At 71.9% G+C, this 26,297-nt stretch carries 20 protein-coding genes; 8 read left to right on the top strand and 12 right to left on the bottom strand.

What is annotated here, in order from left to right; all coding sequences use genetic code 11:
* Position 1: 1 nt before the first annotated feature.
* From AAG827_RS04985 to AAG827_RS04975, 3 genes are read left to right on the top strand one after another with little or no spacing between them, the layout of a single operon-like run.
* The gene (locus AAG827_RS04985; protein ID WP_341924735.1) at positions 2-1,972 is read left to right on the top strand and encodes a biotin carboxylase N-terminal domain-containing protein; all 1,971 of its coding nucleotides are present in this window, start codon (positions 2-4) and stop codon (positions 1,970-1,972) included.
* Positions 1,969-3,138, top strand: coding sequence for an acyl-CoA dehydrogenase family protein (locus AAG827_RS04980; RefSeq protein ID WP_341924734.1), 1,170 nt, complete (start codon positions 1,969-1,971; stop codon positions 3,136-3,138). The genes AAG827_RS04985 and AAG827_RS04980 overlap by 4 nt, the downstream gene beginning before the upstream one ends.
* Positions 3,139-3,184: 46 nt before the next feature.
* Positions 3,185-4,288, top strand: a complete 1,104-nt coding sequence (locus AAG827_RS04975; RefSeq protein WP_341924732.1) for a YihY/virulence factor BrkB family protein — start codon at positions 3,185-3,187, stop codon at positions 4,286-4,288.
* Here AAG827_RS04975 and AAG827_RS04970 read toward each other — a convergent pair.
* The 9 genes from AAG827_RS04970 to AAG827_RS04930 form a co-directional block, all read right to left on the bottom strand.
* Complete coding sequence (locus AAG827_RS04970) at positions 4,235-5,008, bottom strand: tyrosine-protein phosphatase (RefSeq protein WP_341924730.1); 774 nt, start codon at positions 5,006-5,008, stop codon at positions 4,235-4,237. The two genes, AAG827_RS04975 and AAG827_RS04970, sit on opposite strands and share 54 nt — an antisense overlap.
* A gap of 399 nt (positions 5,009-5,407) precedes the next feature.
* Entirely contained in the window at positions 5,408-6,202 is a 795-nt protein-coding gene (locus AAG827_RS04965; RefSeq protein WP_341924729.1) for a DUF1295 domain-containing protein, read from the bottom strand.
* The gene (locus tag AAG827_RS04960; RefSeq protein WP_341924728.1) at positions 6,199-7,506 is read right to left on the bottom strand and encodes a cyclopropane-fatty-acyl-phospholipid synthase family protein; all 1,308 of its coding nucleotides are present in this window, start codon (positions 7,504-7,506) and stop codon (positions 6,199-6,201) included. The genes AAG827_RS04965 and AAG827_RS04960 overlap by 4 nt, the downstream gene beginning before the upstream one ends.
* Positions 7,503-8,795, bottom strand: a complete 1,293-nt coding sequence (locus AAG827_RS04955; RefSeq protein WP_341924726.1) for a cyclopropane-fatty-acyl-phospholipid synthase family protein — start codon at positions 8,793-8,795, stop codon at positions 7,503-7,505. The genes AAG827_RS04960 and AAG827_RS04955 overlap by 4 nt, the downstream gene beginning before the upstream one ends.
* Positions 8,792-10,843 carry a DUF1365 family protein gene (locus AAG827_RS04950; protein ID WP_341924725.1) on the bottom strand — a complete coding sequence of 684 codons (2,052 nt, stop codon included), beginning with the start codon at positions 10,841-10,843 and terminating at the stop codon, positions 8,792-8,794. The genes AAG827_RS04955 and AAG827_RS04950 overlap by 4 nt, the downstream gene beginning before the upstream one ends.
* Positions 10,844-10,846: 3 nt before the next feature.
* Complete coding sequence (locus tag AAG827_RS04945; RefSeq protein WP_341924724.1) at positions 10,847-11,569, bottom strand: anti-sigma factor; 723 nt, start codon at positions 11,567-11,569, stop codon at positions 10,847-10,849.
* A complete protein-coding gene (gene sigK, locus AAG827_RS04940) occupies positions 11,566-12,168 on the bottom strand; it encodes an ECF RNA polymerase sigma factor SigK (RefSeq protein WP_341924722.1) in 603 nt (200 codons plus the stop codon). The genes AAG827_RS04945 and sigK overlap by 4 nt, the downstream gene beginning before the upstream one ends.
* A gap of 40 nt (positions 12,169-12,208) precedes the next feature.
* Complete coding sequence (locus AAG827_RS04935) at positions 12,209-12,874, bottom strand: fasciclin domain-containing protein (RefSeq protein ID WP_341924721.1); 666 nt, start codon at positions 12,872-12,874, stop codon at positions 12,209-12,211.
* 116 nt (positions 12,875-12,990) lie between these two features.
* The gene (locus AAG827_RS04930; RefSeq protein WP_341924720.1) at positions 12,991-14,640 is read right to left on the bottom strand and encodes a molybdopterin-dependent oxidoreductase; all 1,650 of its coding nucleotides are present in this window, start codon (positions 14,638-14,640) and stop codon (positions 12,991-12,993) included.
* A 55-nt stretch (positions 14,641-14,695) separates the two neighbouring features.
* On the opposite strand from AAG827_RS04930, the gene AAG827_RS04925 reads away from it, so the two are divergent.
* Both AAG827_RS04925 and AAG827_RS04920 read left to right on the top strand, forming a co-directional pair.
* A complete protein-coding gene (locus AAG827_RS04925; protein WP_341924719.1) occupies positions 14,696-15,487 on the top strand; it encodes an enoyl-CoA hydratase family protein in 792 nt (263 codons plus the stop codon).
* 395 nt (positions 15,488-15,882) lie between these two features.
* Complete coding sequence (locus tag AAG827_RS04920) at positions 15,883-18,081, top strand: UvrD-helicase domain-containing protein (RefSeq protein ID WP_341924718.1); 2,199 nt, start codon at positions 15,883-15,885, stop codon at positions 18,079-18,081.
* A 4-nt stretch (positions 18,082-18,085) separates the two neighbouring features.
* Here AAG827_RS04920 and AAG827_RS04915 read toward each other — a convergent pair whose 3' ends face one another.
* Both AAG827_RS04915 and AAG827_RS04910 read right to left on the bottom strand, forming a co-directional pair.
* Positions 18,086-18,505, bottom strand: a complete 420-nt coding sequence (locus AAG827_RS04915; protein ID WP_341924717.1) for a hypothetical protein — start codon at positions 18,503-18,505, stop codon at positions 18,086-18,088.
* 52 nt (positions 18,506-18,557) lie between these two features.
* Positions 18,558-21,089 carry a helix-turn-helix transcriptional regulator gene (locus AAG827_RS04910; RefSeq protein WP_341924716.1) on the bottom strand — a complete coding sequence of 844 codons (2,532 nt, stop codon included), beginning with the start codon at positions 21,087-21,089 and terminating at the stop codon, positions 18,558-18,560.
* A 140-nt stretch (positions 21,090-21,229) separates the two neighbouring features.
* On the opposite strand from AAG827_RS04910, the gene AAG827_RS04905 reads away from it, so the two are divergent.
* Genes AAG827_RS04905 through AAG827_RS04895 form a run of 3 tightly spaced genes read left to right on the top strand, consistent with a single transcriptional unit; the run spans position 21,230 to position 25,069 of the window.
* Complete coding sequence (locus tag AAG827_RS04905) at positions 21,230-23,167, top strand: anthranilate synthase family protein (protein WP_341924715.1); 1,938 nt, start codon at positions 21,230-21,232, stop codon at positions 23,165-23,167.
* Positions 23,167-23,748 carry an aminodeoxychorismate/anthranilate synthase component II gene (locus AAG827_RS04900; protein WP_341924714.1) on the top strand — a complete coding sequence of 194 codons (582 nt, stop codon included), beginning with the start codon at positions 23,167-23,169 and terminating at the stop codon, positions 23,746-23,748. Before AAG827_RS04905 ends, AAG827_RS04900 begins: the two co-directional genes overlap by 1 nt.
* 10 nt (positions 23,749-23,758) lie before the next feature.
* Positions 23,759-25,069: an anthranilate synthase component I family protein gene (locus AAG827_RS04895; RefSeq protein WP_341924713.1), complete on the top strand. Its 1,311-nt coding sequence runs from the start codon at positions 23,759-23,761 to the stop codon at positions 25,067-25,069.
* Positions 25,070-25,123: 54 nt separating this feature from the next.
* Here the strand turns inward: AAG827_RS04895 and AAG827_RS04890 are convergent, their stop codons facing one another.
* Positions 25,124-26,260 (bottom strand): hypothetical protein, encoded by a 1,137-nt coding sequence (locus AAG827_RS04890; protein ID WP_341924712.1) that lies wholly within the window; start codon positions 26,258-26,260, stop codon positions 25,124-25,126.
* Positions 26,261-26,297: the final 37 nt, after the last annotated feature.

Below are 26,297 nucleotides of genomic sequence, written 5' to 3'. Positions count from 1 at the left end.
GATGATCACCCGTCTCCTCGTCGCCAACCGGGCCGAGATCGCCAGCAGGGTCTTCCGCACCTGCCGCGCCCTCGGCATCGAGACCGTCGCGATCCACTCCGACGCCGACACCGGCCTTCCCTACGTCGGGGAGGCCGATCACGCCGTGCACCTGCCGGGCACGAGCCCGGCCGACACCTACCTGCGCGCCGACCTGGTGCTCGAGGCCGCGCGGCGCACCGGCGCCGACGCGATCCATCCGGGCTACGGCTTCCTGAGCGAGAACGCCGCCTTCGCCAGGGCGGTCACCGAGGCCGGCCTGACCTGGGTGGGTCCGGCGCCGGAGTCCATCGAGCAGATGGGCTCCAAGATCGAGTCCAAGAAGCTGATGGAGGCCGCCGGCGTCCCGGTCCTCACCAACCACACCGTCGACACCGCCACCGAGGCCGACCTGCCGCTGCTGGTCAAGGCGTCCGCGGGCGGCGGCGGGCGCGGGATGCGCGTCGTACGACGCCTCGAGGACCTCAGCGGCGAGATCGACAAGGCCGCCGCCGAGGCCGCCTCCGCCTTCGGGGACGGCACGGTGTTCGTCGAGCCCTACGTCGAGCGCGGGCGCCACGTCGAGGTGCAGGTGCTCGGTCACGCCGGGGGCGTCGAGGTCTACGGCGAGCGTGACTGCTCGGTCCAGCGCCGGCACCAGAAGGTGGTCGAGGAGGCGCCGGCCCCCCGCCTGCCCGAGGCGACCCGCGCGGCGCTGCACGAGGCGGCGCGCCAGGCCGCTGCGGCGATCGACTACCGCGGCGCCGGCACCGTGGAGTTCCTCTACGACGCCGATGCGGATCGCTTCTTCTTCTTGGAGATGAACACCCGGCTCCAGGTCGAGCACCCGGTCACCGAGGAGGTCTTCGGGGTCGACCTGGTCGCCGAGCAGCTCGCGGTCGCCGAGGGCCGGGTGCCGTCGGTGGCGGCCGGCGGGCCGCAGGGACACGCCATCGAGGTGCGGCTCTACGCCGAGGACCCGGGCGCCGAGTACCAGCCGCAGAGCGGGCTGCTCACGGCGTTCGAGGTCCCGGACGAGCCCGGGGTCCGGGTCGAGTCGGGCTTCGCCTCCGGCTCGGAGGTCTCCACCCACTACGACGCGATGCTCGCCAAGGTGATCGTCCACGCGCCCACCCGCGAGCAGGCGGCTCGTCAGCTGGCCGGCGTGCTGCGTCGCAGCCGGCTGCACGGTCTGGTCACCAACCGCGACCTCCTGGTCGAGGTCCTGGGCCACGAGGCGTTCGTCGCCGGCGACCTGAGCACCGCGTTCCTCGGGGAGCAGGACCTGCGCTCGCTCCAGGGCGCCCCGGTGCCCGGGACTGCTGCCCAGCAGGCCGTCAGCTTCTTCGCGGCCGCGATGGCGTGGGTCTCCCAGGTCTCCGCGGCCCGTCCGGTCCAGCAGCGCATCCCGGCGGGCTGGCGCAACGTCCACTCCGCTCCCCAGGTGGTCAGCTTCGACCTGGCCGGCACCGAGGTCGCGGTCGGGTGGCGTCACGAGCGCTCCGGCGCGGCCCTGGTGGACCTCCACGGCGAGGTGCACGGCGTACGACTGGTGGGAGCGGAGCGTGACGCCGCCGGGTGGCGCGTCGTCGTCGACCACGACGGCGTCCGGACCTCCCACGAGGTCCGCATCAGCGGGCACCGCGTCGACGTCGACTCCCCGTGGGGGCACCTCGCCCTCACCCGGGTGCCCCGCTTCGTCGACCCCGCCGACGTCGTTGCCAGCGGCAGCCTGCTCGCGCCCATGCCCGGCACGGTGGTCCGGGTCGCCGTCGAGCCCGGCGCGAGCGTCGAGGCCGGCGACACCGTCCTGGTCCTCGAGGCCATGAAGATGCAGCACACCGTGAGCGCGCCGGCCGCCGGCACGGTCACGGAGATCAACGTCCGGACCGGCGCCCAGGTGGCTGCCGGAGAAGTCCTCGCCGTCGTCGACACAGGAGATGAAGAAGCATGAGCACCAGTCAGGCATTCACCGAGTCCGAGGAGCGCCAGGAGCTCCGCAAGCAGGTCGCCAAGCTCGCCAGCAAGTACGGCCGCGACTACTTCGTCGCCCAGGCCCGCTCCGGCGGCAAGACCACCGACCTGTGGCTCGAGATCGGCAAGAACGGTTACCTCGGCATCAACATCCCCGAGGAGTACGGCGGCGGTGGTGGTGGCATCGGCGACATCGCGGCCGTCTGCGAGGAGCTCGCCGCGCAGGGCTGCCCGCTGCTGCTCATGGTCGTCAGCCCGGCGATCTGCGGCACGATCATCTCCCGCTACGGCACCGAGGCGCAGAAGCAGAAGTGGCTGCCCGGCCTCTGCGACGGCACCGGCACCATGGCCTTCGCGATCACCGAGCCCGACGCGGGCACCAACACCCACAACATCACCACGACCGCGCGCCGTGACGGCGACGGCTGGGTGCTGACCGGTCGCAAGATCTGGATCTCCGGCGTCGACGAGGCCGACAACGTGCTGGTGGTCGCGCGCACCGAGGACGCCAAGACCGGCAAGCTCAAGCCGTGCCTCTTCGTCGTGCCGACCGACGCCCCCGGCTTCGAGTTCAACGCGATCCCGATGGAGATCGTCTCCCCGGAGAACCAGTTCCAGGTGTTCATCGACGACGTCAAGCTCCCCGCCGACGCCCTCGTCGGCGACGAGAACGGCGGGCTCGTGCAGCTCTTCGCCGGTCTCAACCCCGAGCGCATCATGGCCGCCGCGTTCTCGCTCGGGCTGGCCCGCTTCGCGCTCGAGAAGGCGACCCAGTACGCCAAGGAGCGCGTCGTCTTCAAGGTCCCGATCGGTGCCCACCAGGCCATCGCGCACCCGCTCGCCCAGTCCCACATCGAGATCGAGCTCGCGCGCCTGATGAACCAGAAGGCCGCCGCCCTCTTCGACGCGGGTGACGAGATGGCGGCCGGCGAGGCCGCCAACATGGCCAAGTACGCCGCGGCCGAGGCCGCCTGCGACGTCGTGGACCGTGCCGTGCAGACCCACGGCGGCAACGGCGCGAGCCAGGAGTACGGCATGGCCGGGCTCCTCGTCGCCACCCGCGTCGGCCGGATCGCCCCGGTCAGTCGCGAGATGATCCTCAACTTCGTGTCGATGCACTCGCTGGGGCTGCCCAAGTCCTACTGAGCCCTGACTCGGCGTGTGCGTAGGGACACGCCGGTAACCTCGGGTCGTGAGCAACGTCGTGGGGAAGGTCGACCGCACCCAGCGGCGACACTCGTTCCTCGGGTTCCCCCTCGCCGTGGTCTACAAGTTCTTCGACGACCAGGGCAACTACCTGGCCGCCACGATCACCTATTACGCCTTCATCGCGATCTTCCCGCTGCTGCTGCTGGCGTCGTCGATCTTCGGGTTCATCCTCCAGGGCAACCCCGAGCTCCAGGACCAGGCGCTCAACTCCGCGCTGGGACAGTTCCCGATCATCGGCGACCAGCTCGGTCGGCCCGAGGGGCTGACCGGGTCCACGGGGGCGGTGGTCGTGGGGTCGCTCGCGGCGCTCTACGGCTGCCTAGGGCTCGGCCAGGCGATCCAGAACGTCATGGCCACCGGGTGGGCGATCCCGCGCAACAGCCGGCCCAACCCGTTCCTGCTGCGCTTCAAGTCGCTCGCGCTGCTGCTCTTCGCCGGGCTCGGCGTGCTGGGCCTGTCGATCTTCGGCGCGGTCGGCTCCAACGCCGAGGTGTTCGGCGCGGAGCTCGACGCCACGATCCGCTGGCTGATCCTGGCCCTGACGGTGCTCATCGTCGGCATGGTCCTGACGTTCCTCTTCCGGCTGGCGTCGGCGCGCAGCCTGCCGCTGAGCCGCGTCGCCCCCGGGGCGTTCTTCGTCGCCGTGATGTGGCAGGCGCTGCAGCACCTCGGCACGATCTACGCCACCCGCGTCCTCACCGGCACCAGCTCCATGAACGGCGTCTTCGGGCTCGTCCTCGGTCTGATCGGTCTGATCTACCTCGCGTCGGTCATCGCGGTCCTCGGTGTCGAGGTCAACGTCGTGATCGCCCGTCGCCTCTGGCCCCGGGCCCTGCTCACCCCGTTCACCGACGCGGTCGACCTGACCGAGGCCGACCGTCGCGCCTACGCGATGTATGCGCAGATGCAGCGACACAAGGGCTTCGAGACGGTCACGGTGCGCTTCGAGGGTCGTGACGGCGGCACCCACGAGATCGTGCTCGACGCGGGCGCCAAGGACTCCAAGCACGCCCGGACCACCGAGATCCCGGCGCTACTCGACCAGCCGGGCCCGCAGCGCAGCGAGGGTGTCGGCTCCCAGCCCTAGCCCGTCGGCGAGATAGCCCTCCATCGAGCCGTACGACGAGTCCACGGCGTCGTAGGCCTGCTGCAGGTAGGCCTCGTCGGCGACCATGACGGTCTCGTAGACCTCCACCTTGTCGGCCCCGAGGTGCTCGCGGACCATGCCGAGGTACTTCACCCGGGTCGCGGACGAGATCGTGTTGGTCGCGAGGTAGTCCTCGAGGATCGTCCCCGGAGCGACGCCGGCGACGTGGAGCAGCAGGACCGACGCCCAGCCGGTGCGGTCCTTGCCGGCGGTGCAGTGGAACACCTGGGCGGCGCGGCCCTCCGCGATCGCGTGCAGGAGCTCGCCGAAGGCGGCCCGCCCGCCCTCCTTCTCCACGAACCCGCGGTAGACCTCACCCATGACCGCGAGACCCTGCTCGCGCGTCTGGAGCGAGGCGACGGCCTCCATCGGGATGCCCTTGACCTCGACGTGACGCCAGCTGGCACCGGGCACCGGGGCGTCGGGGTGCGCCTCGACCTCGTGGGCGTCGCGCAGGTCGAAGATCGTCTCCACCCCGAGCGCGGCCAGGGCCTGGGCGTCCTCGTGGGTCAGGGTCAGCTCGTTGGAGCGGAACAGCACGCCACGGCGCACGCGGCCACCGTCGGCCGTGGGATAGCCGGGCCCGGCCAGGTCGCGGAAGTTGTCGGCGGAGGCGAGGCGGACGAGCTCTTCGCCGAGGTCGGCGTCGTCGGAGGTCACGACCGCAGGATACGAGCACGCACCTACCCCACCCCCGACCTAGTCATGTCCGACTAGTCAGTTCGAGTCATGACGTGGGGGTCCGTGCGGCCCTATCGTCATGGGTCGGCGGCACTGGGGAGGGTCGCCACAGGGAGGGAGTCCCCGCAGGGCCGGTTTTCATGGGCGGTCGTGCGGGCACCCCGACACAACCTGGTTCGCCTCGTGCGACACCTGGAGCGACCTGCACGGAAACGCGGTCGCCGGGTGACAGGGAGAGAAGCCGGCTCGGGCCGGCGGATCTCTCCCTGCCCGGAACCCACCACGTCCGCGTCGACGGCACCGGCTTCGGCGGTCACGTCGCACTGGACCGCGCGCCTGTTCGCGCACTGACCTGGTGGCGCCCGCTGCCGCCGGGGGTCAGCCCTTCGGCGGCAGCGGGAAGAACATCGACGTGCGTGCGGCGTAGGCGGGGTAGCCCTCGCGCTGCATCATCGTCTTCTCGAGCAGGCGAGCGCCGGTGGCGAAGACCAGGAAGTAGGTCATCGCCATCGGTGCCAGCACGGTCGCGAGACCGGCGACCCAGCCGGAGCCGAGGCCGGCCATCAGCCAGATGCCCCACCAGATGCAGGCGTCGCCGAAGTAGTTGGGGTGGCGCGTGTAGCGCCACAGCCCCCGGTCCATGACCTTGGGTCTGTCCGGGTCGGCCTTGTAGGCCGCCAGCTGCGCGTCGCCGACGGTCTCGAAGACGAGGCCGACCGCCCACAGCAGCACCCCGGCGACGACGACGGGCCACGCCCAGACGTCCGAGACCGCGCCGACCTGCACGGGCAGGGAGATGAACCAGATGGCGAAGCCCTGGACCAGGAAGACCTTGCGGACCGCGAGGCCCAGGCCGACCTGGTCGAGCGAGCCACCGAGGAGCGCCTCGTAGCGGGGGTCCTCCCCGTGGCCGACAGCCCGACGGCGGATGTGCCAGGCGAGGCGCAGACCCCATGTACTGACCAGCGCCAGCACGATCCACCGCCGGACCGGATCACCGTCCGTCGTCAGCCCGACCACCGTGGAGGTGAGGGCGACGAGGACGAAACCGAGTCCCCACGCGACATCGACGACCGCCACCCGGTTGAGGCGGCGCGCGGCGAGAGCCGTGACCACCATCAGCAGGGCGGCAGCGGCGAGCGCGACCAGGGAGGCGAGCAGGACGTCGTTCACCAGTCGCGCACCCAGGGCAGCGTGTGCTGGCCGTCGGGACGCACCATGAGGATCTGGTCGACGCCCATGCGCCCGTCGCGGAAGGCCATCGCGCCGCCGACGAGGTAGAGCCGCCAGACGCGCACGACCTCCTCGCCCACCAGCTCGGTGAGCCGCTCGAGGTTGGCGTCGAAGCGCTCGAGCCAGCCGGCGACGGTCAGCACGTAGTGCTCGCGCAGGCCGTGCACGTCGCGGACCTCAAGCCCGCCCTTCTCGAGGAAGGCGACGGTCTCGCCGACGGGGCGCATGTACATGTCGGGAGCGATGAAGTTCTCGATGAAGGGGCCGCCGCCGGGCCACTTGCCGGTGCGCGACATCTGCTGGATCAGCACCCGCCCGCCCGGCTTGACCGAGCGGTGCAGCACCGAGGCGTAGGTCGGGTAGTTGCCCTGGCCGACGTGCTCGCCCATCTCGATGGAGGAGACCGCGTCGAAGTGGTCGCGCTCGGGGACGTCACGGTAGTCCTGGAGGCGGATGGTCACCTTGTCCTCGAGGCCGCGCTCGGCGATCCGGGCGTCGATGAACTTCTTCTGCTCCGCAGCGATCGTGACGCCGACGACCTTCGCGCCGAAGTGCTCGGCCGCGTGCAGGGAGAGCGAGCCCCAGCCGCAGCCGACGTCGAGCAGGGTCATGCCCGGCTCGAGGCCGAGCTTGCGGCAGACCAGCGAGAGCTTGTCGAACTGCGCCTCCTCGAGCGTCTGCTCGGGCGAGGAGTGGTAGCCCGAGGAGTAGGCCATCTGCGGCTCGAGGATCAGCGAGTAGAACTCGTTGGAGAGGTCGTAGTGGAAGCTGATCGCGGAGCGGTCACGCAGCTGCGAGTGCAGCCGGCCGCGCAGCTTGGCCTGGGAAGCAGGAGCAGCAGGTGGACGACCGAGGGCACCGATCCCCATGACAGTGCGCACAGCGCGGCTCATCGCCGCGATGCTCGGCCGTCCACCGCTCAGTCCCCGGTCGCGAGCGACCGAGAACGCATGGGTGAGGGCCTTGTCGAGGTCCCAGCCGTCGACCTCGTGGACCTCGAGCTCGCCGGTGACGTAGGCCTGCGCGGCGCCGAGCTCGCCCGGGTGCCAGAGCAGACGGCGTACGGCGTCGGGCGTGCGCAGCTCGACGAGCGGGCCGTCGACGGGGCCGGCCTCGGACCCGTCCCAGGCGCGCAGCCGCACCGGCAGGTCGCCTCCCACGAAGGGCTCGACCGCCTCGGCGAGCTGGGCCGCGATGCCGCCGGTCCGACCGGTCGTGGGCCGCTGCGTCGCGGTCGTGGTCATGCGGTCTCCTGCGGCCGGGTGAACGTGATCTGGTTGACGTCGATGTAGCCCGAGGCGAAGCCACCGCGGGAGTACTCGAGGTAAAAGTGCCACATCCGCAGGAAGCGCTCGTCGAAGCCGAGCTCGAGCACCTTCTCGGAGGCACCGAGGAAGGTCTCGTCCCACAGGCGCAGGGTCTCGGCGTAGTGGGCGCCCATCGAGAGGCGGTTGGTGACGCGGATCGTGGTGTGGTCGCGGGTGATCTGGTCGATCACGTCGACCGACGGCAGGAAGCCGCCGGGGAAGATGTACTTGTTGATCCAGGTGTAGGTGCGCTTGGTCGCGAGCATCCGGTCGTGCGGCATCGTGATCGCCTGGATGGCGACCCGGCCGCCCGGGGCGAGGACGCGGTCGATGGTCTCGAAGTAGGTCTGCCAGTACTCCCAGCCGACGGCCTCGATCATCTCGACCGACAGCACGGCGTCGTAGGTGCCGGTGACGGCGCGGTAGTCGCACAGGTCCACAGAGACCTGCTCGGAGAAGCCGGCAGCAGCGACGCGCTGGTCGGCGAGCGCCTTCTGCTCGGTGGAGAGCGTGATCGTGCGGACCGTGGCGCCACGACGGGCGGCGCGGATCGCCAGCTCGCCCCAGCCGGAGCCGATCTCGAGGACGCGGGTGCCCTCACCGACGTGGGCCTCGTCGAGCAGGCGCTCGATCTTGGCGCCCTGGGCCGCGTGCAGCTCGCCGGCGGTGGGCGCGGTCGCCGGCGCGAGCGCCTGGAGGTGGGTGCCGTGGTCGACGATGTCGGAGGGGAACAGAGCGGAGGAGTAGCTCAGCGACGCGTCCAGGAACTCCTCGAAGAGGTCGTTGGACAGGTCGTAGTGGTGGGCGATGTTGCTCTGCGTGTTGTCCTCGGAGTTGCGGTGGAACCGCGGCGGACGCGACACGACGAGGGCGCGCAGCTTCTGCAGGCTCTGCGGCACCAGGTCGGAGACCTCGGCGGCCAGCACGGTGAGGAAGCCACCCAGGTCCTCGGCATCCCAGGCGCCGGTGAGGTAGGCCTCGCCGAAGCCGATCAGCTGGTGGCGACCGATCCGGGCGTAGAACTCCTCGGGCCGGTGGATGACCATGACGGGCCCACCCTTGCCGAAGGTCTCGTCGCCGGAGACGACCGTGACGTCCAGGCGCTCCACGGCGGCGTGGAAGAGGCGCTTCGCGATGACGGCGGAGACGGCGGCGCGGGGACCTGACGGGATGGTGTCGAGGCCGGGCCAGTAGTTCGCGGACTGGCGTGCGGGTGCAACGGTCATCGCGAGACTCCTTCCTGGTGGTGGGACGGACGGGGGCGGATCGGCAGGCGTCGGAGCCAGAGCCAGATGCCGTGCGCTCGGATGAGCGCGGAGTGACGCAGGGCGGCGGGAGCGGCCCGCCAGGCGGGTCGGTCGCTGCGGCGCCCCTTGAGGGCGGCGGAGAAGACGGCACCGTCGTCGCTGTGCAGCGTCACGGCGATGTCCAGGCTGCGACCCGGCACGGGGACGGCGAGCTCGTAGTGGCCGTCGGTGCCGTGGAAGGGAGAGACGTACATCGCCTTGTCCGTCGTGGCGCGCCCGTTGGCGTCGGGCTGGACGAGGTAGGCGTGGCGGTCGCCGTAGGTGTTGTGCACCTCGACGACGGTGGCCACGCGGGCGCCGTGGGCGTCCCAGCACCAGAAGACGCTGATCGGGTTGAAGCAGTAGCCGAAGGCGCGGGCGTTGGCGGCCATGAGGATCCGGCCGCTGCCGCCTGTGTTACCCAGGGTGATGTCGTGCTGGGCGAGGAAGGCCTCGACGTTGGCGCGCAGGCTGGCCTCGGGCGAGCCGAGGTGGTCGCGCGCCTCGAAGCGACCGAGGACTCCGTGGTCGGGCAGTGCGTCGAGGTCGACGAGCCAGGTGTGCGAGGCGTGCTCGAAGGAGCGCTTGAACGGCGCCCGCCGGGTGTGGGAGATGGTGGTCTCGTAGACCTGGCCACCGGCCGGCAGGGCCGGGACCGGGGTGCGGTCGGCGTGCTGGCCCTGCTCGGGCCAGGTGAGGCCGAGGCGCTCGGCGGCCGCGAGGCCGGAGCGCGCGCCGTCCTCGTGGAAGCCCCAGCCGTGGTAGGCGCCGGCGAAGGCGACCCGGTCGGTGTCGATCTCGGGCAGGCGGGCCTGGGCGGCCACGGAGGTCGGGTTGTAGAGCGGGTGCTCGTACTCCATGCGGTCGATGACCGTGGCCGGGTCGATCAGGTGCTCGCCGCCGAGGGTCACGAGGTAGTGGACGTCGGTGTCGAGGCGCTGCAGCCGGGTCAGGTCGTAGGTCACGAGCACACCGTCGCCACCGTCCTCGCCCTGCCCGGGGGCCGGTCGACGGAAGTTCCACGAGGCCCAGGTGTTGGCGGTCTCGGGCAGCAGAGAGGTGTCGGTGTGCAGGATCGCGGTGTTGGGGGCGTAGGGCATCGCCGACAGCAGCTCGCGCTGGAGATCGGTGGGCTCGGCCAGCATGGTGAGGGCCTGGCTGGGGTGCGCGGCGATCACCACGGCGTCGTACGACGACACCTCGCCGTTGCCGTCGGTGATCTCGACGCCGTCGGGCGTCTCGAGGACCGAGGTGACCTTGGCGCCCAGCCGGATGTCGGGCAGGACGGCCGCCACGCGGTCGACGTAGGAGTGCGAGCCGCCGGTGACGGTGCGCCACTGCGGCGAGCCGAAGATCGTGAGCATCCCGTGGTGCTGGAGGAAGCTGAAGAGGTAGCGCGCGGGGTAGTCGAGCGAGACCTCGGGGTCGCACGACCACACGGCCGCGACGAGCGGCTCCATGAAGTGCCGCGTGAAGTAGGGGGTGAAGCCGCCCTCGTCGAGGAAGACGCGCAGCGTCGTGTCGGCGCCAGCACCGGCGCCGCTCTCGGCGGCGGCGAGCACGGCCTTGGCGCGGCGGTGGAAGCGCGGGATCTCGGTGAGCATCCGCAGGTAGCGGGGGTTGGCGAGGTGGCCGGCCGTGGGAATGACGCCCTTGCGGCCGAGCGCTCCGGCCCACTCGAGGCCGGTCTCGTCATCACTGATCGACATCGACATCTCGGAGGGCTGCGTGGCCACGCCGAGCTCGGCGAACATGCGGAGCAGGGTCGGGTAGGTGCGCTCGTTGTGGACGATGAACCCGGTATCGATGCGCAGCTCGCGCTCACCGTGCTCGGTCGCCTCGGGCACCCGGTGGGTGTCGGCGTGGCCGCCGAGCCGGTCGTCGGCCTCGAAGAGGGTGACGTGCGCGGTCTTGGAGGCGACGTAGGCAGCCGTGAGCCCGGCGACGCCGGAGCCCACCACCGCCACGCGGCGTGGGGCAGGGGTCATGGGTCAGACCTGCTCGAACTCGAAGGTGGCGATGGGGAACGTCGTCGGGTGGAGCGAGCCACTGGCCGGCTCGATGCTGACCGCGGTCGCCTCGGCGGAGCCGGGGTCGCCCTCGAGGACGACCGGCAGGGAGCCCTCACCGGACAGGAGACCGGCAGGGATCATCACACCGTCGTGCTGGAGCCACAGGGCGTAGGTCTTGCCGTCGGGCAGCGTGGCGAGACCCTTGGCCTCGACGACGGCCTGGTTGAGGCTGCGCGAGCGGGTGACCTTGATGGTCCCGCCCGTGACCGGGCTCTTGGTCCAGGTCTCGGCGTCGGGCGCCTGGAGGACGCGGTCGGCGGCGGACAGGGTGATCTGGGTGGTCTCGTCCTGCCAGGGCTGCGTCACGGCGACGCCCGCTCCGATCAGGGTGACCACCGCAGCGGCGGCGACCAGCGCGGGGAACCGGCGCTTGCGGCGCACGGTGTCGAGGGAGACGACGGGCGCCACCACAGGAGGCAGGGGGCGGACGGTCTCGATGCCGGCCAGGACGCGGTCGCGCAGGGCGGCCGGGGGTGCCAGGAAGACGGCCTCGGCGAGGACGCCCGACGCCTCGAGGAGGCTGTCGACCTCCGACCGGCAGGTGTCGCACTCGGCCAGGTGGCGCTCGAACTGGGCCCGCTCGATGTCGTCGAGGGCGTCGACGGCGTAGGCACCCGAGAGCGCGTGGATGTCGCTGCTCATGCTCCTACTCCCATCGTGTCGCGCAGACGGATGAGTCCGTCGCGTATGCGTGTCTTGGCCGTGCCGACCGGGAGGTCGAGCATCGTGGCCACTTCCGTGTGCGTGTAGCCGCCGAAGTAGGCGAGCTCGAGCGCCTCACGCTGCACCGCCGTGAGGCTGTGCAACGCGGCTCGGACCCGTCGCGCTTCGAGCGACGCGTGTGCTGCGTCGGCGGTCGAATCGTGGTCGACCGCCTGGTTCTGCGAGTGGTACGTCGTGTCCCGCCTGGTGGCGGCCTCAGCGGATCGCACCCGGTCGACCGCCTTGCGGTGGACGATCGTGAGCATCCAGGCCGTCGCACTTCCTCGCTCCACATCGTAGCGAGACGCCATGCGCCAGATCTCCAGGAACGCTTCCTGCGTGACCTCCTCGGCCTGGGCCGGGTCACGCACCACGCGGACCGCGAGTCCGTAGACCCGCGCCGCCATGGCGTCATAGAGCACTGCGAAGGCTCCCTGGTCCCCGCGGGCGGAGAGCTTGAGGAGCTCGGAGAGGTCAGGCGCCACCGGCGCCCCCCCGATCGAGGGGGCGCCAGCGGCTTCTGGCCTGAGGGGATCCATGGTCAGATCCTCTCGCTCAGATGACTACGGAGGGAAGAGATTACTTCGCGCCGGCCAGGACGGCGTCGATGATGTAGACCGTCGCGTTGGCGGTGGGGACGTTGCCACAGATGACGTTGGCGGTCACGGCGCCGTCGGAGACGGTCATGCCGGTCTCGTCGCCCTCGACGGTGACGGTGTCCTTGTTGAGGGTCTCCTGCTCGCCCACGACAGCGGCGGGGTCGAGCTGGCCGCCCACGACGTGGTGCGTCAGGATCTTGGTGAGGAGGGCCTTGTCGGCGAGGATGCCGTTGAGGTCCGCCTCGGGGATCGCGGCGAAGGCGTCGTTGACCGGCGCGAAGACGGTCAGGTCGGGGGCGTCGTTCAGGGTGCCCACGAGGTCGGCCTCGCCCACGGCGGTGACCAGCGTCGACAGCAGCGGGTTGTTGCTGGCGGCGGTGGCGACGGGGTCCATGACCATGCCGTCGAAGGAGCCGGCACCGTCGGCCGGGACAGCGGCGCAACCCTCACCGAAGGTCTGGTCAGCGGCGCTGGCCTCCTCGGCGGGCTCCTCGGCGGGCTCCTCGGCCGGAGCGGCCTCGGACGTCTCGTCGGAGCTGGTGGCGGTCTCGGTGTCGTCCTCGGAGCCACAGGCGGCCAGGGTCAGCGAGAGGGCGATCGCGGCGGTGGCGACGCCACCGGTGCGGCGAAGGGTCTGGAGCTTCATGGGATTTGGTGCCTTCCGTTGGGGAACTTACAGGAGTTGTTCGGTGCTGGCCGGCCGCCGGATTGGAGCCGGTTGGTCCTATTTGTGTGGCCTGGACCACTGGTCCGGGCCGGGTGCTACTCGACGGTGACGAGGAACGACTGGATGCCGCTGGAGCCGCCCGGGAAGGGGTTGGCCGCGGTGGCCGTCTGGGTCTCGCCGTCGCCGGAGATCACGCGTGCGGCGACCGTGCGGGAGCCGGGCTTGGCGTCCCACTTGAAGAACCACTGGCGCCAGTAGTCGTTGCCACCGCTGGGGCCCAGCTCGGCCGGCTGCCAGGGGCCGCCGTCGATGCGGACCTCGATCTTGTCGACGCCGCCCTTCTGCTGGGCCCAGGCGACGCCACCGATCACGACCTCGCCGGCCGGGAGGCTGTCGAGGGCGTTGGGGGTGTCGATGCGCGCCGAGATCTTGATCGGTGCGTCGGTGTCCCAGTCGCGCTCGGTCCAGTAGGCCTTCGCGTCGTCGTAGGTCGTCAGCGTGAGGCGGGTGATCCACTTCGTGCCGCTGATGAAGCCGTAGAGGCCGGGGATGATCATCCGGGCCGGGAAGCCGTGCTCACGGGGCAGCGCCTCGCCGTTCATGCCGATCGCGATCATCGCGTCGCGGCCGTCGGTGGCCAGGTCGAGGGGCGTGGAGATGGTCATGCCCTCGAAGTCGGTGGAGAGGATCTGGTCGGACTTCGAGCCGACGCCGGCCAGGTCGAGCAGGTCCTGGAGGCGTACGCCGAGCCAGCGTGCGGACCCGACGTAGGGACCGCCCACCGAGTTGGAGACGCAGGTCATGGTGATGTCGCGCTCGATGAGGTCCATGCCGAGCAGGTCGTCGAAGGTGAACGTCATCTCGTTGTCGACGTCGCCGTCGATGGTCAGCGTCCAGTCGTCGGCGCTGATGATCGGGGTGTCCAGGCGGGTGTCCACGCGGTAGAAGTCGCTGTTGGACGTGACGAAGCTGGAGATGCCCTTGACCTGGTTGTCGATGCCCTTCGGCAGCGGGGCTGCCGGGTCGGCCGCGGCGGGGAGGGTGATGTCCTCGGGGCGGCTGCGCAGGTTGCCGATCAGCTTGCCGGCTCCACCCATGACGGCGGCAGCGGCGGCCAGGACACCCATGGCGATCAGGACGCCGCGACGGGTCGGGGTCGTGGGCTCGGGGGTCAGGGCGTGCTGCGGGCCCTCGGAGGAGACCGTGTCGGACTCGCCCTTGGCGCTGCCCGTGGCCGAGGCCATGGGGTGCGGCAGGCGCTTGGAGGTCGTGTCGGGGGCGCTGCCGACGGCGGGGGTCGTGCCGGTCACGGTGGCGGCGGCCTTGGCCGTGCGGTCGAGCCAGAAGAGGGCGGCCACGCCGGCGACGGCGGTCAGGATGCTGGGGACCAGGTCCACGATCTCCGCGGCGGGGCGGGTCATCGCGGCGGTCCCGGCGACGGCGACGAGCACGACCAGCAGGCCGGCACCGAGCGCGAAGCGGCGGCGGGCCAGGATGCCCGCGATCGCTGCGAAGACGAGAACGCCGAGGAGCACCGAGCCGATCAGGATGGCCTTGTCGGCGCTGCCGAACTGCCGGATCGCCCACTCCTTCATCGGCGTGGGGGTCAGGTCGATGACCGTCGACCCCACGGCGAGGACGGGCGAGGCAGCGGGGTTGAGCAGCGAGGCCACCAGGTGGCCCGTTGCCATGCCGACCAGGGTCGCCAGGAGTCCGAAAGAGGCGTAGAGCAGACGTTTGTGCATGGGAGGAGTTCGGAGCGAGGGCCCGTCCGGATGGCACTGCGGCAGGATGACCTGCATGACTCCCGTCACCGACGACGCGCCCGACGCCCCTGCCGACGCCCCCGCCGAGCTCGTCCACTGCGTCGTCTCCGACGCGGTCGCGACCATCACGCTCGACTCCCCGCACAACCGCAACGCGCTCTCGCGCCAGCTGGTGACCGAGCTCTTCGCGCACCTGCGCGCGAGTGCCGAGGACGACGACGTGACCGTCGTGGTGCTGCGCTCGTCGGGTCGGGTGTTCTGCTCCGGGGCCGACCTCTCCGAGGCCTCCGAGGGCGGCATGGAGGAGGGAGCGCGGGTCCTGGTGGAGATGCAGCGCCTGATCGTCGCCCACCCCAAGCCGGTGGTGGCCGCCCTCCACGGCCCGGTGCGGGCCGGTGGGATCGGCATCATCGCGGCCGCCGACGTCGTGGTGGCGGCCGACGGGGCGACCTTCGCCCTGACCGAGGTCAAGCTCGGCCTGGCCCCTGCGGTCATCTCGCTCACGGTCCTGCCCCGCATGACGTCGCGGGCCGCTGCGTTGACCTGCCTGACGGGCGAGCCCTTCACCGCAGCCGAGGCGGTGTCGATGGGTCTGGTCACCCGGGCGGTGCCGGAGGCCGAGGTCGACGACGCCGTCGCATCGGTCGTCGCGTCCCTCGCGACCGGCGCCCCGCAGGGCCTGCGGGAGACCAAGGCGCTCCTCGCCCGGGAGCTCCTCGCCCGCATCGACGAGCAGGGCGAGGACATGGCTCGGCTCAGCGCCCGCCTCTTCGGCAGCGACGAGGCCCGTGAGGCGATGGTGGCCTTCCTCAACCGCAAGAAATGAACAAGGTCGGTCCCTCGGTCTCCACGTCCCTCGGTCCCCACGGCGGGCTGGTGGACACACGACCGGCGCGGAGCGCGGCAGCCTTCCTGTTACCGAAGCGTGGCAGCGACGTGGGCCTGGTGTGGCGCTCACCTCGGTAGCGTTGTGGGTGTCGGAAGGCCCGGGGGGACCAACTGACATGGGGGGACACGGAAGCCCCGCACGAGGCGCATCGGGGGACGCGCCAGTGCGGGGCATCCGCCATTTCCGGGCCGCTCGCGCGGACGGTGGCGAGAAGATCGTGGCCGTGGGCGCCAGGCGTTATAGGCTTGCGGACTTGCTCGGACGGCGGGTCCCCCAACGATGAGGGTCCACCGGCGAGCGACGGGATCGTCGGGGTTGAGGGGAAGCACGCGTTGTCTGAGGAGCTGGTCGAGCGCGAGGTCGCTCGCGAGCAGGAGTTCGTGGACCGGGTCTACGTCCAGCTGAACGACTCGGCCTCCGCCGCACGGCGGTTGGCCCTGGAGGGCCACGACCGCGGCAAGCTCGGCCACGAGGGTGGCCTCGTCGAGCGCGACGCGATGGTCTTCCAGGCCGCCAAGCGCATCGCGCAGCTCGACGCCGCCCACGAGGGCCTGGTCTTCGGCCGCCTCGACCTCCAGGCCGAGGTCGACACGGCCCCGCGCTACATCGGCCGCATCGGCCTGCGCGATGCCGACCGCGACTCCCTGCTCATCGACTGGCGTGCCCCGGCCGCCGCGGTGTTCTACCAGGCGACGGCGGCCGAGCCGCACAGCGTCGTACGACGGCGCGTGCTGCGCGCGAGCGGCTCCCGGGTCGTCGGGGTCGAGGACGAGCTGCTCGATGCCGCCGCCCACGCCGAGCTCGAGGCGCAGGGCGTCGAGCTCCCGATCGTCGGCGAGGGTGCGCTGATGGCGCAGCTGTCACGGGCCCGCGACCGCTCCATGCACTCGATCGTCGCGACCATCCAGGCCGAGCAGGACAAGGCGATCCGCGCCCCCAGCAAGGGCGTCACCGCGATCTCGGGCGGCCCGGGGACGGGCAAGACGGTGGTGGCGCTGCACCGCGCGGCCTACCTGCTCTACAACGAGCGCCGTCGCTACGAGGCCGGCGGCGTGCTCATCATCGGCCCCAGCGGGGTCTTCATGCGCTACATCGAGCGGGTCCTGCCCAGCCTCGGTGAGACCGCGGTCGCACTGCGCTCGCTCGGCGAGGTCGTCGACGGGGTCAAGGCCAGCCGCCACGACGAGCCGGCCGTGGCCGACGTCAAGGGCTCCGAGCGGATGGCCGAGGTCGTGCGCCGCACGTCGCGCCAGCAGGCGCCGGGCAGCCCCACGGAGTTCCGCGTGTTCTGGCGCGACGACACGATCGTGCTCGACCGCGGCACGCTCGGCCGGGTGCGCCGCAACCTGATGTCGCAGGGTCGTCGCAACCGCCAGCTGCCGCGCGTGGCCCCGACGCTGCTCGACGCGATGTGGCGCCAGGTGCGCGGTGAGCGGGGTCGCGAGCGCGGCCGTGAGGCCTTTGACGACGACATGCTGTCCAACCGCGACTTCGTCGACTTCGCCGTCGCCTGGTGGCCGCCCCTCGCGGCCGCCGACGTGCTCGGCTGGCTGCGCGACCCCGAGCTCCTGTCCCGCGTCGGTGAGGGCGTCATCACCGCCGAGGAGCAGCGTCTGCTCACCAAGTCGTGGAGCGGCGACGGCTCGCTGTCGGTCGAGGACGTGCCGCTGCTCGACGAGCTGCGCTACGCGCTCGGTGACGTGCCCGCCAAGGTCGAGGACGACCGCGACGACCCGATGGCGCTGATCGAGGGGGCGGTCGACCTCCAGGAGCTCACCACGGCCTCCGACCGGGAGTACGCACCCTCCGGCCGCGCCTGGGCGCCCCCGACCTACCGCATCGAGGACGACCCCTTCGCCCACATCCTCATCGACGAGGCGCAGGACCTCACCCCGATGCAGTGGCGCATGGTCGGCCGCCGCGGCCGCACCGCGTCCTGGACCATCGTCGGCGACCCCGCCCAGTCCTCGTGGCCCGTGCCCGAGGAGTCGCGCACGGCGCGGGCGGCGGCGCTCGAGGGCAAGGCGCTCCACGAGTTCCACCTCTCGACCAACTACCGCAACTCCTCCGAGATCTACGCCTACGCCGCCGCCTACGCCGAGCGCGTCGGGCTCGACGCCGACCTGCCGACCGCGGTGCGCTCCACCGGCGTCGAGCCGCAGGTCGTCACCGGGGTCACCGACCTCGAGGCGGCCACCCGCGCGGCCGTGGTCGAGATCGCCGGTCAGGTGGGCGGGACCGTCGGGATCGTCGTGCCCGTCGCCCGACGCTCCGAGGTCAACGCCTGGCTGGCCTCCTGGCCCGAGCTCGCCGACGACGCCCCCCACGCCCGCGAGTCCATCGACTCCTCGGTCCCGCCCTCGGGCGTCGACCGGGTCGTCGTGCTCACCGGGCTCGACACCAAGGGCCTGGAGTTCGACGGGATCGTGGTCGTGCGACCGCAGGAGATCGAGGACGAGTCGGCCACCGGTCGCGCCACGCTCTACGTGGTGCTCACCCGCGCGACCCAGCTGCTGACCACGGTCTCCTGAGGGGTCAGAGGCCCTCGCACGTGACGCTGCCGTCGCTGTAGTCCACGACGACGGTGAGCGCCGCGGCCTCCTCGAAGGCGGCCATCACGCTGCCGATGACGGGGCAGTCGGTGCCGCTCTCGTCCTGCGATCCGTCGGAGGTGAAGGTGATCTCGTCGCCGTCGACACTCCAACCGGTGAGGCCCAGGGTGCTCACCACCGAGTCCGCGACGGTCTCGACGGCGGCGTTGGACGTGGCGTCCTCGAAGCCCTCCGACAGGGCGTCGAGATCCTCCTGGGTGGGCTCCTCGTCGGTCGAGGACGAGGAACCCGTGTCCGACCGGGGGACCGAGGAGGGCTCGTCGTCCCCGCAGGCCGACAGCGTGAGGGCGAGGGTGAGGCCGAGCAGGACGGAGGGGACAAGGGTGCGCGGGGAGGAGGTCATGGTCGACGAGGATGGTCCGGTGGGTCGTCGCCTGTCGTTGAGCAGGACCTACTCAGCCGCTCGCGGGTCGGTCCAGGTCGGCCATCGCGTCGGGGAGGTCGTCACGACCGGTGATGCCGAGCTTGCGGTAGATCCGGGCGAGGTGGTTGTCGACCGTGCGCACCGAGATGCCGCAGGCCTCCGCGATCTCGCGACTGCGCAGGCGTCGCGCGGCCAACCGGGCGACCTCGAGCTCCCGGTCGGAGAGGATCACGGGCCCCGACCGCAAGGGCCAGGGTGAGGCCTCGGTCGAGGCCAGCAGGAGGACCTGACGGCGTTGGGCACGACGGGCGGCCTCGTGCTGCCCCCGGTCGGCGTGCGCCAGCCCGACCAGCGCTGCGGCGTGGGCCGCTCGGCCGCTCAGACCGACCCCGGTGAGCTCGTCGACAGCGGCGCTCAGGGCGACGACGTCGTGGTCGACCAGCGCCCGGGCCCGTCGCGCCAGCACGCCGGCGAGGATCGAGGACGGGGCCAGCGCCGCCAGCTCGTCCGCGGCGGCCGCAGCGGGACAGGTCACGAACGCCTCGTCGATCGCCATCACACCGAGGTGGCGGTGGGACTGCTCGACCGCGCGGCGCCCGGCCCGGGCCAGCACCTCGGCGGCCCCGGCAGCGTCCTCGACCCGCAGGCGGCGCTCGGCCTCGATGCGGGCGACGTGCAGCTCCACCTTGATGTCGGCGCGGTGCGCGTCGGTGACCTGCTCCTGCAGCTCGTCGACCAGGGCCCAGCGGCCCTGGCGTGCTGCGACGGCCGCCCGGAGTGCTGTGGCCGCAGGCCGGAGCCCGGTGAAGTCCTGCCAGGCGAGGTGCCGCACCGCCCGTGCCGACAGGACGGCTGCACGGGCATAGCGGCCGGAGTGCAGCGCCAGCTCGGCCGTGGCGTACTCCCACATCCCCAGCGACGGGTGGGCCGTGCGCGCCGCCAGGTCACGATGGCCGAGCGCCATCTCCTCCGCCTCGGCGAGGTGGCCGTCGAAACACCGGGCGAGGTAGGAGGAGAGCCGGAGCAGGTCGGCGGCGAAGGCCGGTCCGGCATCGGTGCGGGCGGTCGCGGCCAGACCCGCGTCCACGTGGGCCTGGGCCGCGGACGGGTCCCCGTCGAGCGAGGCGACCATCGCATCGATCAGCGCGGCGTTGACCTGGCCGACGTCGTCGCGGGGATCCGGCACCCCCGGCACCGGGACCGGGTCGAGTCCGGCCATGAGTCGCCACTTCACCAGGTCGATCTCCAGCAGGCGGCGCAGGGCGGGCTCCTCGAGCGTGGCGGCGACCTCCCGCACCCGCTCGACGGCGGTGGCCGGGTCGCTGCGTCGTACGGCGTGCAGCAGGCCGAGCTGCTGGCCGGCTCGGACCCGCAGCGCCGGGTCGTCCGCCGCGGCGGCCTCGTCGAGGGCGGTGGCCGCCTCCTCGGGCAGCTCGGTGGCCGACAGCGCACTGCCCCGCAGCAACCGGTGGAGGGCGGAGTCCTCGCCACTGCGCTCGAGCAGCTCGAGGCTCTCGTCGTAGCGGTGGGCGGCCAGGGCACGCTCGGCCGCCGCGACCAGGCTGGGCGCGTCGACCTCGCGTCCGGCCCGCGCCGTCAGCAGGGTGGCGAGTCCCTGCCACTCCTCGCGCCCCTGCAGCAGGTCGGCGGCCTCGCCGTTGAGCCGGGCCCGCGCCGGCGGGGCCAGGCCCGCCGAGACCACGTCGTCGACGAGAGGATCGGTGAGCTCGACCTGGGTGTCGGACCAGGCCACCAGCCCGCGATCGGCCAGCTCCTCGGCGGCGGGTGCCGGAAGGGCGTCGGCAGGCAACCGACCGGAGAGCACCAGCAGGGACAGGGCGTGCGCCGCGGGGTCGGACAGCCCGGCGAGGTCGTCGGCGACCAGCTGCTGCAGGGCCGGCGTCACGGCGAGCGGTCCCAGGTCGACACCGCTCACGGTGTGGGTCGTCGTGGCCGAGCAGGCCCGCAGGATCTCCACCACCCGCCGGGGCACGCCCATCGCGTGCGTGACGAGCAGCGCCGCAGACGTGGCCGACAGCTCGTCGCCGGCCAGGTGTGCCGCCATGGCGAGCACGTCGTCGGGTCCCAGCGGGTGCAGCTGCTCGCGGGCCCAGGTGCCCGCGAGGTCGTCGCGGATCGACCGGGGCAGTGACTGCTCGTCGGGGACGGCGACGACGAGCGGGACCCCCGCCCGGGCCAGCTGGGCCACGAGCACCGAGGACGCCTTCTCGACGAGGTCGAGGTCGTCCACCAGCACCACCGCACCCGCCTCCGCGAGCGCGGCCGGCAGCGCCGAGTAGATCTCGAGGACGCTGGGCAGGGCCGTGCCCGGCTCGCGCAGGTAGGACTCCACCAGCGGCGCGAACGGCGCCAGCGCCACTCCCGAGTCGCCGTCGGTGCCCCGCACCATGTGGACAGTCGCGCCCGCGGTGCCGATCAGTCGCTCCAGCTCGCGCAGGACCGACGTACGCCCCAGGCCGGGACGGCCCAGCAGGACGACCGACCGCCGCTCCAGCAGGAGGCCGTGCAGGCGATGGAGGAGATCGCGGGTGTCGGGGGGCATCGGTTCGGAGATTAGCGACCTGTCACTGACGGGAGGTCGCGCTCTCGGTCGGCGCCCGGTGCGTCGGCGACCCTGGTCCAGACCGGTTCGGGAGCCGATACCCCGTCGGGATGGAGCCGCGGTCCAACTAGGCTGCCGCCATGCCTGAGACGACCTCTGCCGCCCGGGACGCCATCGCTGCGCTCCAGGGGCACGAGGCGTGGGCGATCATCCGCCGCTCGACGCGCGCCGGCGACCGCGACACGGTCGGCCTGGTGGGCGGTCGACGCAGCGTGGTCGAGTCGCTGCTCGACGTCCCGCTCGAGGAGGGCCCCCCGCAGGAGGGCCACATCGCCGACCGGCTGGTCGCCGTGCCCTTCCGCCAGGTCGCGGAGCGCGGCTTCGAGGCCCACGACGACGGCACCCCGCTGGTGGTCGTCGACGTCGAGACCGAGCAGGAGTTCTCCGTCGCCGAGATCATCGAGGCGATCGACGACGTGCCGGTCGACTTCAGCGACCGCGGGGGCTTCGAGACCGACGACGAGCAGTACGCCGTGCTGGTCAAGGCGATCATCGAGGACGAGATCGGCCAGGGCGAGGGCGCCAACCTGGTGATCGGGCGGCACTACCGCGCCCAGGTCGCCGACTGGAGCGCCGCCACCGCGCTGACCGTGCTCAAGCGGCTGCTCGAGAGCGAGCGCGGCGCCTACTGGACCTACCTGTTCTTCACCGGCGACCGCTACCTCGTCGGCGCGAGCCCCGAGCGCCACGTGTCGATCCACGGCGGCGACGTGCGGATGAACCCGATCAGCGGCACCTTCCGCATCCCCCGCTCCGGCGACGCCGCCGGCACGGCCAAGGCGCAGCTGCTGGACTTCCTCGACGACGAGAAGGAGATCTACGAGCTCTTCATGGTCGTCGACGAGGAGCTGAAGATGATGTGCGACATCTGCCACGAGGGTGGCCAGGTGCTCGGGCCGTTCCTCAAGCCGATGACGCACCTGGTGCACACCGAGTACCTCCTCGCCGGCCGCACCGACCGCGACGTGCGCGAGGTCCTGCGCGACACGATGTACGCCGCGACGGTGACGGGCAGCCCCGTGGAGAACGCGTGCCGGTTGATCAAGCGCTACGAGACCGAGGGGCGTGGCTACTACGGCGCTGCGCTGGCGATCCTCGGTCGCGACCCCGAGGGCGGGCCCGTGGTCGACAGCCCCATCGTCATCCGCTCCGCCGACGTGTCGCTCGACGGGCGCCTCAAGGTGACCGCCGGTGCCACGCTCGTGCGTGACTCCGACCCGGCGTACGAGGTCGCGGAGACGCACGCCAAGGCCGCCGGCATCCTGCGCGCCTTCGGCCTGGTGCCTCCCGCACCCGTGCCCGACGTCAAGATCGCCGAGCTCGTCAACGACGAGGACGTGCTGCTCTCGCTCAACAAGCGCAACCGCCGGCTCAGCTCCTTCTGGCTGACCGACCAGGCCGGCTCCCCGCCGGACCGTCGTCTGGCGGGCAGGAGCGTCGTCATCCTCGACGGCGAGGACGACTTCGTGAACATGCTGCGCCACGTGCTCGGTGTGCTCGGGCTGACCAGCACCGTGGTGCGGCACGAGGACTACGTCGCCGGCTGCCTGGACGGGCACGACCTGGTGATCGTCGGCCCCGGCCCCGGTGACCCGCGCGACGGCGACGACCCCAAGATCGCCCGGATGCGTGCGGCTGTCGCCGAGCTGCTCGCCGCCGAGCAGCCGTTCCTCGCGGTGTGCCTGGGCCACCAGACGCTGTGCCACGTGCTCGGGCTCCCGCTGGCCTACAAGGACATCGTCTTCCAGGGCACCCAGTCGCCCGTGGTCGTCAACGGGCGCACCGAGCGGGTCGGCTTCTACAACACCTTCGTCGGTCGCGTCGCTCCTGACGGCGGCGGTCTGCCCGACGGGGTCACCGTCGACGCCGACGAGGAGACCGGCGACATCAACGTGCTGACGGGCCCGCACTACCGCGGCATCCAGTTCCACGCCGAGTCGATCCTCACCGAGCGCGGCTACGACGTGCTGCACGAGCTCGTCGTCGACCTGCTGCTCGGCGGTCCGGCGCCGGAGTAGTGGTCACGACCCCGGCCCCGGACGTCGTCGTGGTCGACCACCACGACTCCTACACCTACAACCTGGTGCACCTGGTCGCCGGCGTGACCGGGGTCCTGCCACGGGTGGTGCAGCACGACGAGGTGTCGGCCGACAGCGTGCTCGAGCACTCCCACGTCGTGCTCTCGCCCGGACCGGGTCGGCCCGACGTGGAGGCGGACTTCGCGGTGGGACGCTCGGTCCTGCTCGCGGGCAGCCGCCCCGTGCTCGGGGTCTGCCTGGGCATGCAGGGCCTCGTGACGTCGTACGGCGGGCGCGTCGAGCGGGTGCCCCCCGGGCACGGCGTCGTGGCGCGGGTCGACCACGACGGCACCGGGGTGTTCACGGGCGTGCCCGACGGTTTCCAGGCGGTGCGCTACCACTCGCTCGCCGCGGTGGAGCTGCCGTCGTGCCTGCGCGTGACGGCGGTGGACGGTCTGACCGGGCTGACGATGGGGGTCGAGCACCGCGAGCTGCCGCTCGTGGGCGTGCAGTTCCACCCCGAGTCGGTGCTCTCCGAGCACGGTGCCCTGCTCGTGGCCAACTTCCTGGGGCTGTCGTGAGGGGCCTGTCGTGACGGGCGCCGGTGACCCCGTCGCCTTCTTCCGCGAGGTGGCCGCGGCGCACCCGCGCTGCTTCTGGCTCGACGGCGGTGGGGCGCGCGAGTGGTCCGGCCGACGCTCGCTCATCGGCTGGCTCGAGCCTGACGACGTGTCGATCTCCTACGACGCGTCCTCGCGGACGGTGAGCCGTCACGAGGGTGGTCGGTCGACCGTGGTCGGCGACGACGTCTTCGCGGTCCTGGCCGCCGAGCTGGCCGCGGGCGGTCCGCGCGACCAGTGGTTCGGCTACCTCGGCTACGCCTGCCGGCCCGACCTGCCCGCTGCGCTCGCCGCCCCCGGCTCGGGGGTGCTGCCCGACGCGGTGTGGATGCGGGCGCGACACGTGCGGCTGTTCGAGCACGCGGCTGACGGGGTGGTGGGTGCGGGGGCCGGCGCGGGTCGTGTGCCGCAGGCAGCGCCGCAGCGCGGTCTCCGGCACACGACCGGCACGACCGGCCCACCCGACCCGCCACCCGCCCCCTACGCCGCCGCGTTCGCGCGCGTCCAGGAGGAGCTCCACGCCGGCAACACCTACGAGGTCAACCTGACCTACCGGCTCGCGACCCTCAGCGACCTCGACCCCGTGACCGCCTACCTGCGCCTGCGCGAGCTCAACCCCGCGCCGTACGCCGGATTCCTCCAGCACGACGTCGCCGACGCGCGGGCCTGGCTGCTGAGCTCGTCGCCGGAGCGCTACGCCCTGGTGACGGCGGACCGCACGCTCGAGACCAAGCCGATCAAGGGCACCACGGCGCGTGGCTCGACGCCGGAGGACGACGAGCGCGAGCGGCACTCGCTCGCGACCGACCCGCGTTTCACGTCGGAGAACCTGATGATCGTCGACCTGCTGCGCAACGACCTCGCGATGGTGTGCCAGCCCGGCAGCGTGGAGGTGCCGGAGCTGATGGCGGTGGAGTCCTACGAGACCGTGCACCAGCTGGTCTCGACCGTGCGCGGGCGGCTGGCCGACGAGGTGGGCACCATCGACGCGCTGCGCGCGCTCTTCCCCGCCGGGTCGATGACCGGCGCGCCCAAGCTCCGCACGATGCAGGTCATCGAGGCCGTCGAGGACACCCCGCGGGGCGTCTACTCCGGAGCCTTCGGCTGGGTCTGCGCCGACGGCCGCGCCGACCTCGGTGTGGTCATCCGCTCGCTCACGACCGCGGGCGACGGTCGCTACGAGCTCGGCACCGGCGGCGGCATCACCGTGCAGTCCGAGGTTGGGCTGGAGCACGAGGAGTCACGGGTCAAGGCCGAGCGGCTCCTCGCGGTCTTCGACTGAGCGCCGAGTCGGCGCAATGTTGCAGCAACATCGCGCCGACTCGGCAAGCCGTGCTCAGCGCACCCGGAAGCCGGTGCCGGCCTTGCGGAAGCTGCCGGGACCGGTCACGGTGACCCGCCAGGATCCCTTGGCGGCCTTCTTGAGCGTCACGGTCTTGGCGAAGCTGCCGGTGGCGCCGACCTTGGCGCCGACGGCGTAGCGCTTGGTGCCCTTGCCGGGGCCCGCCTTGGTGAGCACGATCCGCACGGTCTCCCCGGGCTTGAACTTCGCGCCGGTGACCGTGAGCTTGCTGCCGGGCTTCACCACGGTCCTGCTGACCTTGACGCTGCCGGCCTTGACGCTGATCCCGAGCGTGGACGTGGCGGACTCGGCGGGGTCGGAGGCGCGCAGGGTCACGGCGGCACCGGGCTTGGCGAACTCCGGGATGCGCACGACGCCGGCGAAGGAGCCGATGTCGTCGACGTCGAAGGAGCCGGCGAGGAGGGTGCCGACGAACACGGAGACGTCCTTGTCGGGGTCCTCGACCGACTCGCGGGGGAAGTCCTTGCCGGAGACGGCCACGGTGTCGCCCTGGCGGGCGGTGAGGCGGTTGAGGCTGATCGACGCGGCGGCGGCGGGGTCGTAGACCCGGATCTGGCTGATCGGGTCGTCGTCGACGACCTGGTCGCAGACGTAGTCGAACTCGATGAAGTCGAAGGTGTCGGGGTCCTGCACGCCGAAGAGCTCGAGGTTGACGCTCTTGGGCTTGAAGTCGTAGACACCCGAGGCGGAGTAGGTCAGGTCGGTCTCGAACTCGCCGACCATCAGGGGCTGGGAGGCGTCGAACGAGGCGAGAGGGCGCGTGGCTTCGTAGGTGAGCACGGAACCCTGCCCGTCCTCGAACTCGAGGAGCACCCGCAGGTCCACCTCCTGCGGGTAGTCCTCGGGGAAGGTCCCCCCGGGCAGGTCGGAGAGCACGACCTCGATGGTCTGGGCGCTCGCCGCCGGCACCGGCGAGGGGTGGTCCAACGTGACGGTGGGGGTCCACGTGCTCTCGCCGGGGAGGCGCACGCTCTCCTTCAGCACCTCGCAGTCGGTGAACTGGACGGTGTCGCTGGCGATGACCGCCGTGCTCGGAAGTGTGGCGAGCAGGCTGATCGGCAGTGCGGCGAGGGCGGCTGCTGCCGTGGTGCGGAGAGGGAGAGGGCGCATGGCCCGCAACCTAGGAGGCAGACGCAGCCCGGGTCGA

The sequence above is a fragment of the Nocardioides psychrotolerans genome (assembly GCF_943371775.1).
GTDB lineage: Bacteria > Actinomycetota > Actinomycetes > Propionibacteriales > Nocardioidaceae > Nocardioides > Nocardioides psychrotolerans_A.
Note: the sequence above shows the minus strand (reverse complement) of the source record. Positions and strands in the feature narration are given on the sequence as shown.

What these genes read in the sequence shown, in the direction of transcription:
- AAG827_RS04985 (WP_341924735.1), top strand. Translation starts at nt 2, where the DNA reads ATGATCACCCGTCTCCTCGTCGCCAACCGGGCCGAGATCGCCAGCAGG.
- AAG827_RS04980 (WP_341924734.1), top strand. Translation starts at nt 1,969, where the DNA reads ATGAGCACCAGTCAGGCATTCACCGAGTCCGAGGAGCGCCAGGAGCTC.
- AAG827_RS04960 (WP_341924728.1), bottom strand. Translation starts at nt 7,506, where the DNA reads ATGACCACGACCGCGACGCAGCGGCCCACGACCGGTCGGACCGGCGGC.
- AAG827_RS04955 (WP_341924726.1), bottom strand. Translation starts at nt 8,795, where the DNA reads ATGACCGTTGCACCCGCACGCCAGTCCGCGAACTACTGGCCCGGCCTC.
- AAG827_RS04950 (WP_341924725.1), bottom strand. Translation starts at nt 10,843, where the DNA reads ATGACCCCTGCCCCACGCCGCGTGGCGGTGGTGGGCTCCGGCGTCGCC.
- AAG827_RS04945 (WP_341924724.1), bottom strand. Translation starts at nt 11,569, where the DNA reads ATGAGCAGCGACATCCACGCGCTCTCGGGTGCCTACGCCGTCGACGCC.
- sigK (WP_341924722.1), bottom strand. Translation starts at nt 12,168, where the DNA reads ATGGATCCCCTCAGGCCAGAAGCCGCTGGCGCCCCCTCGATCGGGGGG.
- AAG827_RS04935 (WP_341924721.1), bottom strand. Translation starts at nt 12,874, where the DNA reads ATGAAGCTCCAGACCCTTCGCCGCACCGGTGGCGTCGCCACCGCCGCG.
- AAG827_RS04930 (WP_341924720.1), bottom strand. Translation starts at nt 14,640, where the DNA reads ATGCACAAACGTCTGCTCTACGCCTCTTTCGGACTCCTGGCGACCCTG.
- AAG827_RS04925 (WP_341924719.1), top strand. Translation starts at nt 14,696, where the DNA reads ATGACTCCCGTCACCGACGACGCGCCCGACGCCCCTGCCGACGCCCCC.
- AAG827_RS04915 (WP_341924717.1), bottom strand. Translation starts at nt 18,505, where the DNA reads ATGACCTCCTCCCCGCGCACCCTTGTCCCCTCCGTCCTGCTCGGCCTC.
- AAG827_RS04910 (WP_341924716.1), bottom strand. Translation starts at nt 21,089, where the DNA reads ATGCCCCCCGACACCCGCGATCTCCTCCATCGCCTGCACGGCCTCCTG.
- AAG827_RS04905 (WP_341924715.1), top strand. Translation starts at nt 21,230, where the DNA reads ATGCCTGAGACGACCTCTGCCGCCCGGGACGCCATCGCTGCGCTCCAG.
- AAG827_RS04890 (WP_341924712.1), bottom strand. Translation starts at nt 26,260, where the DNA reads ATGCGCCCTCTCCCTCTCCGCACCACGGCAGCAGCCGCCCTCGCCGCA.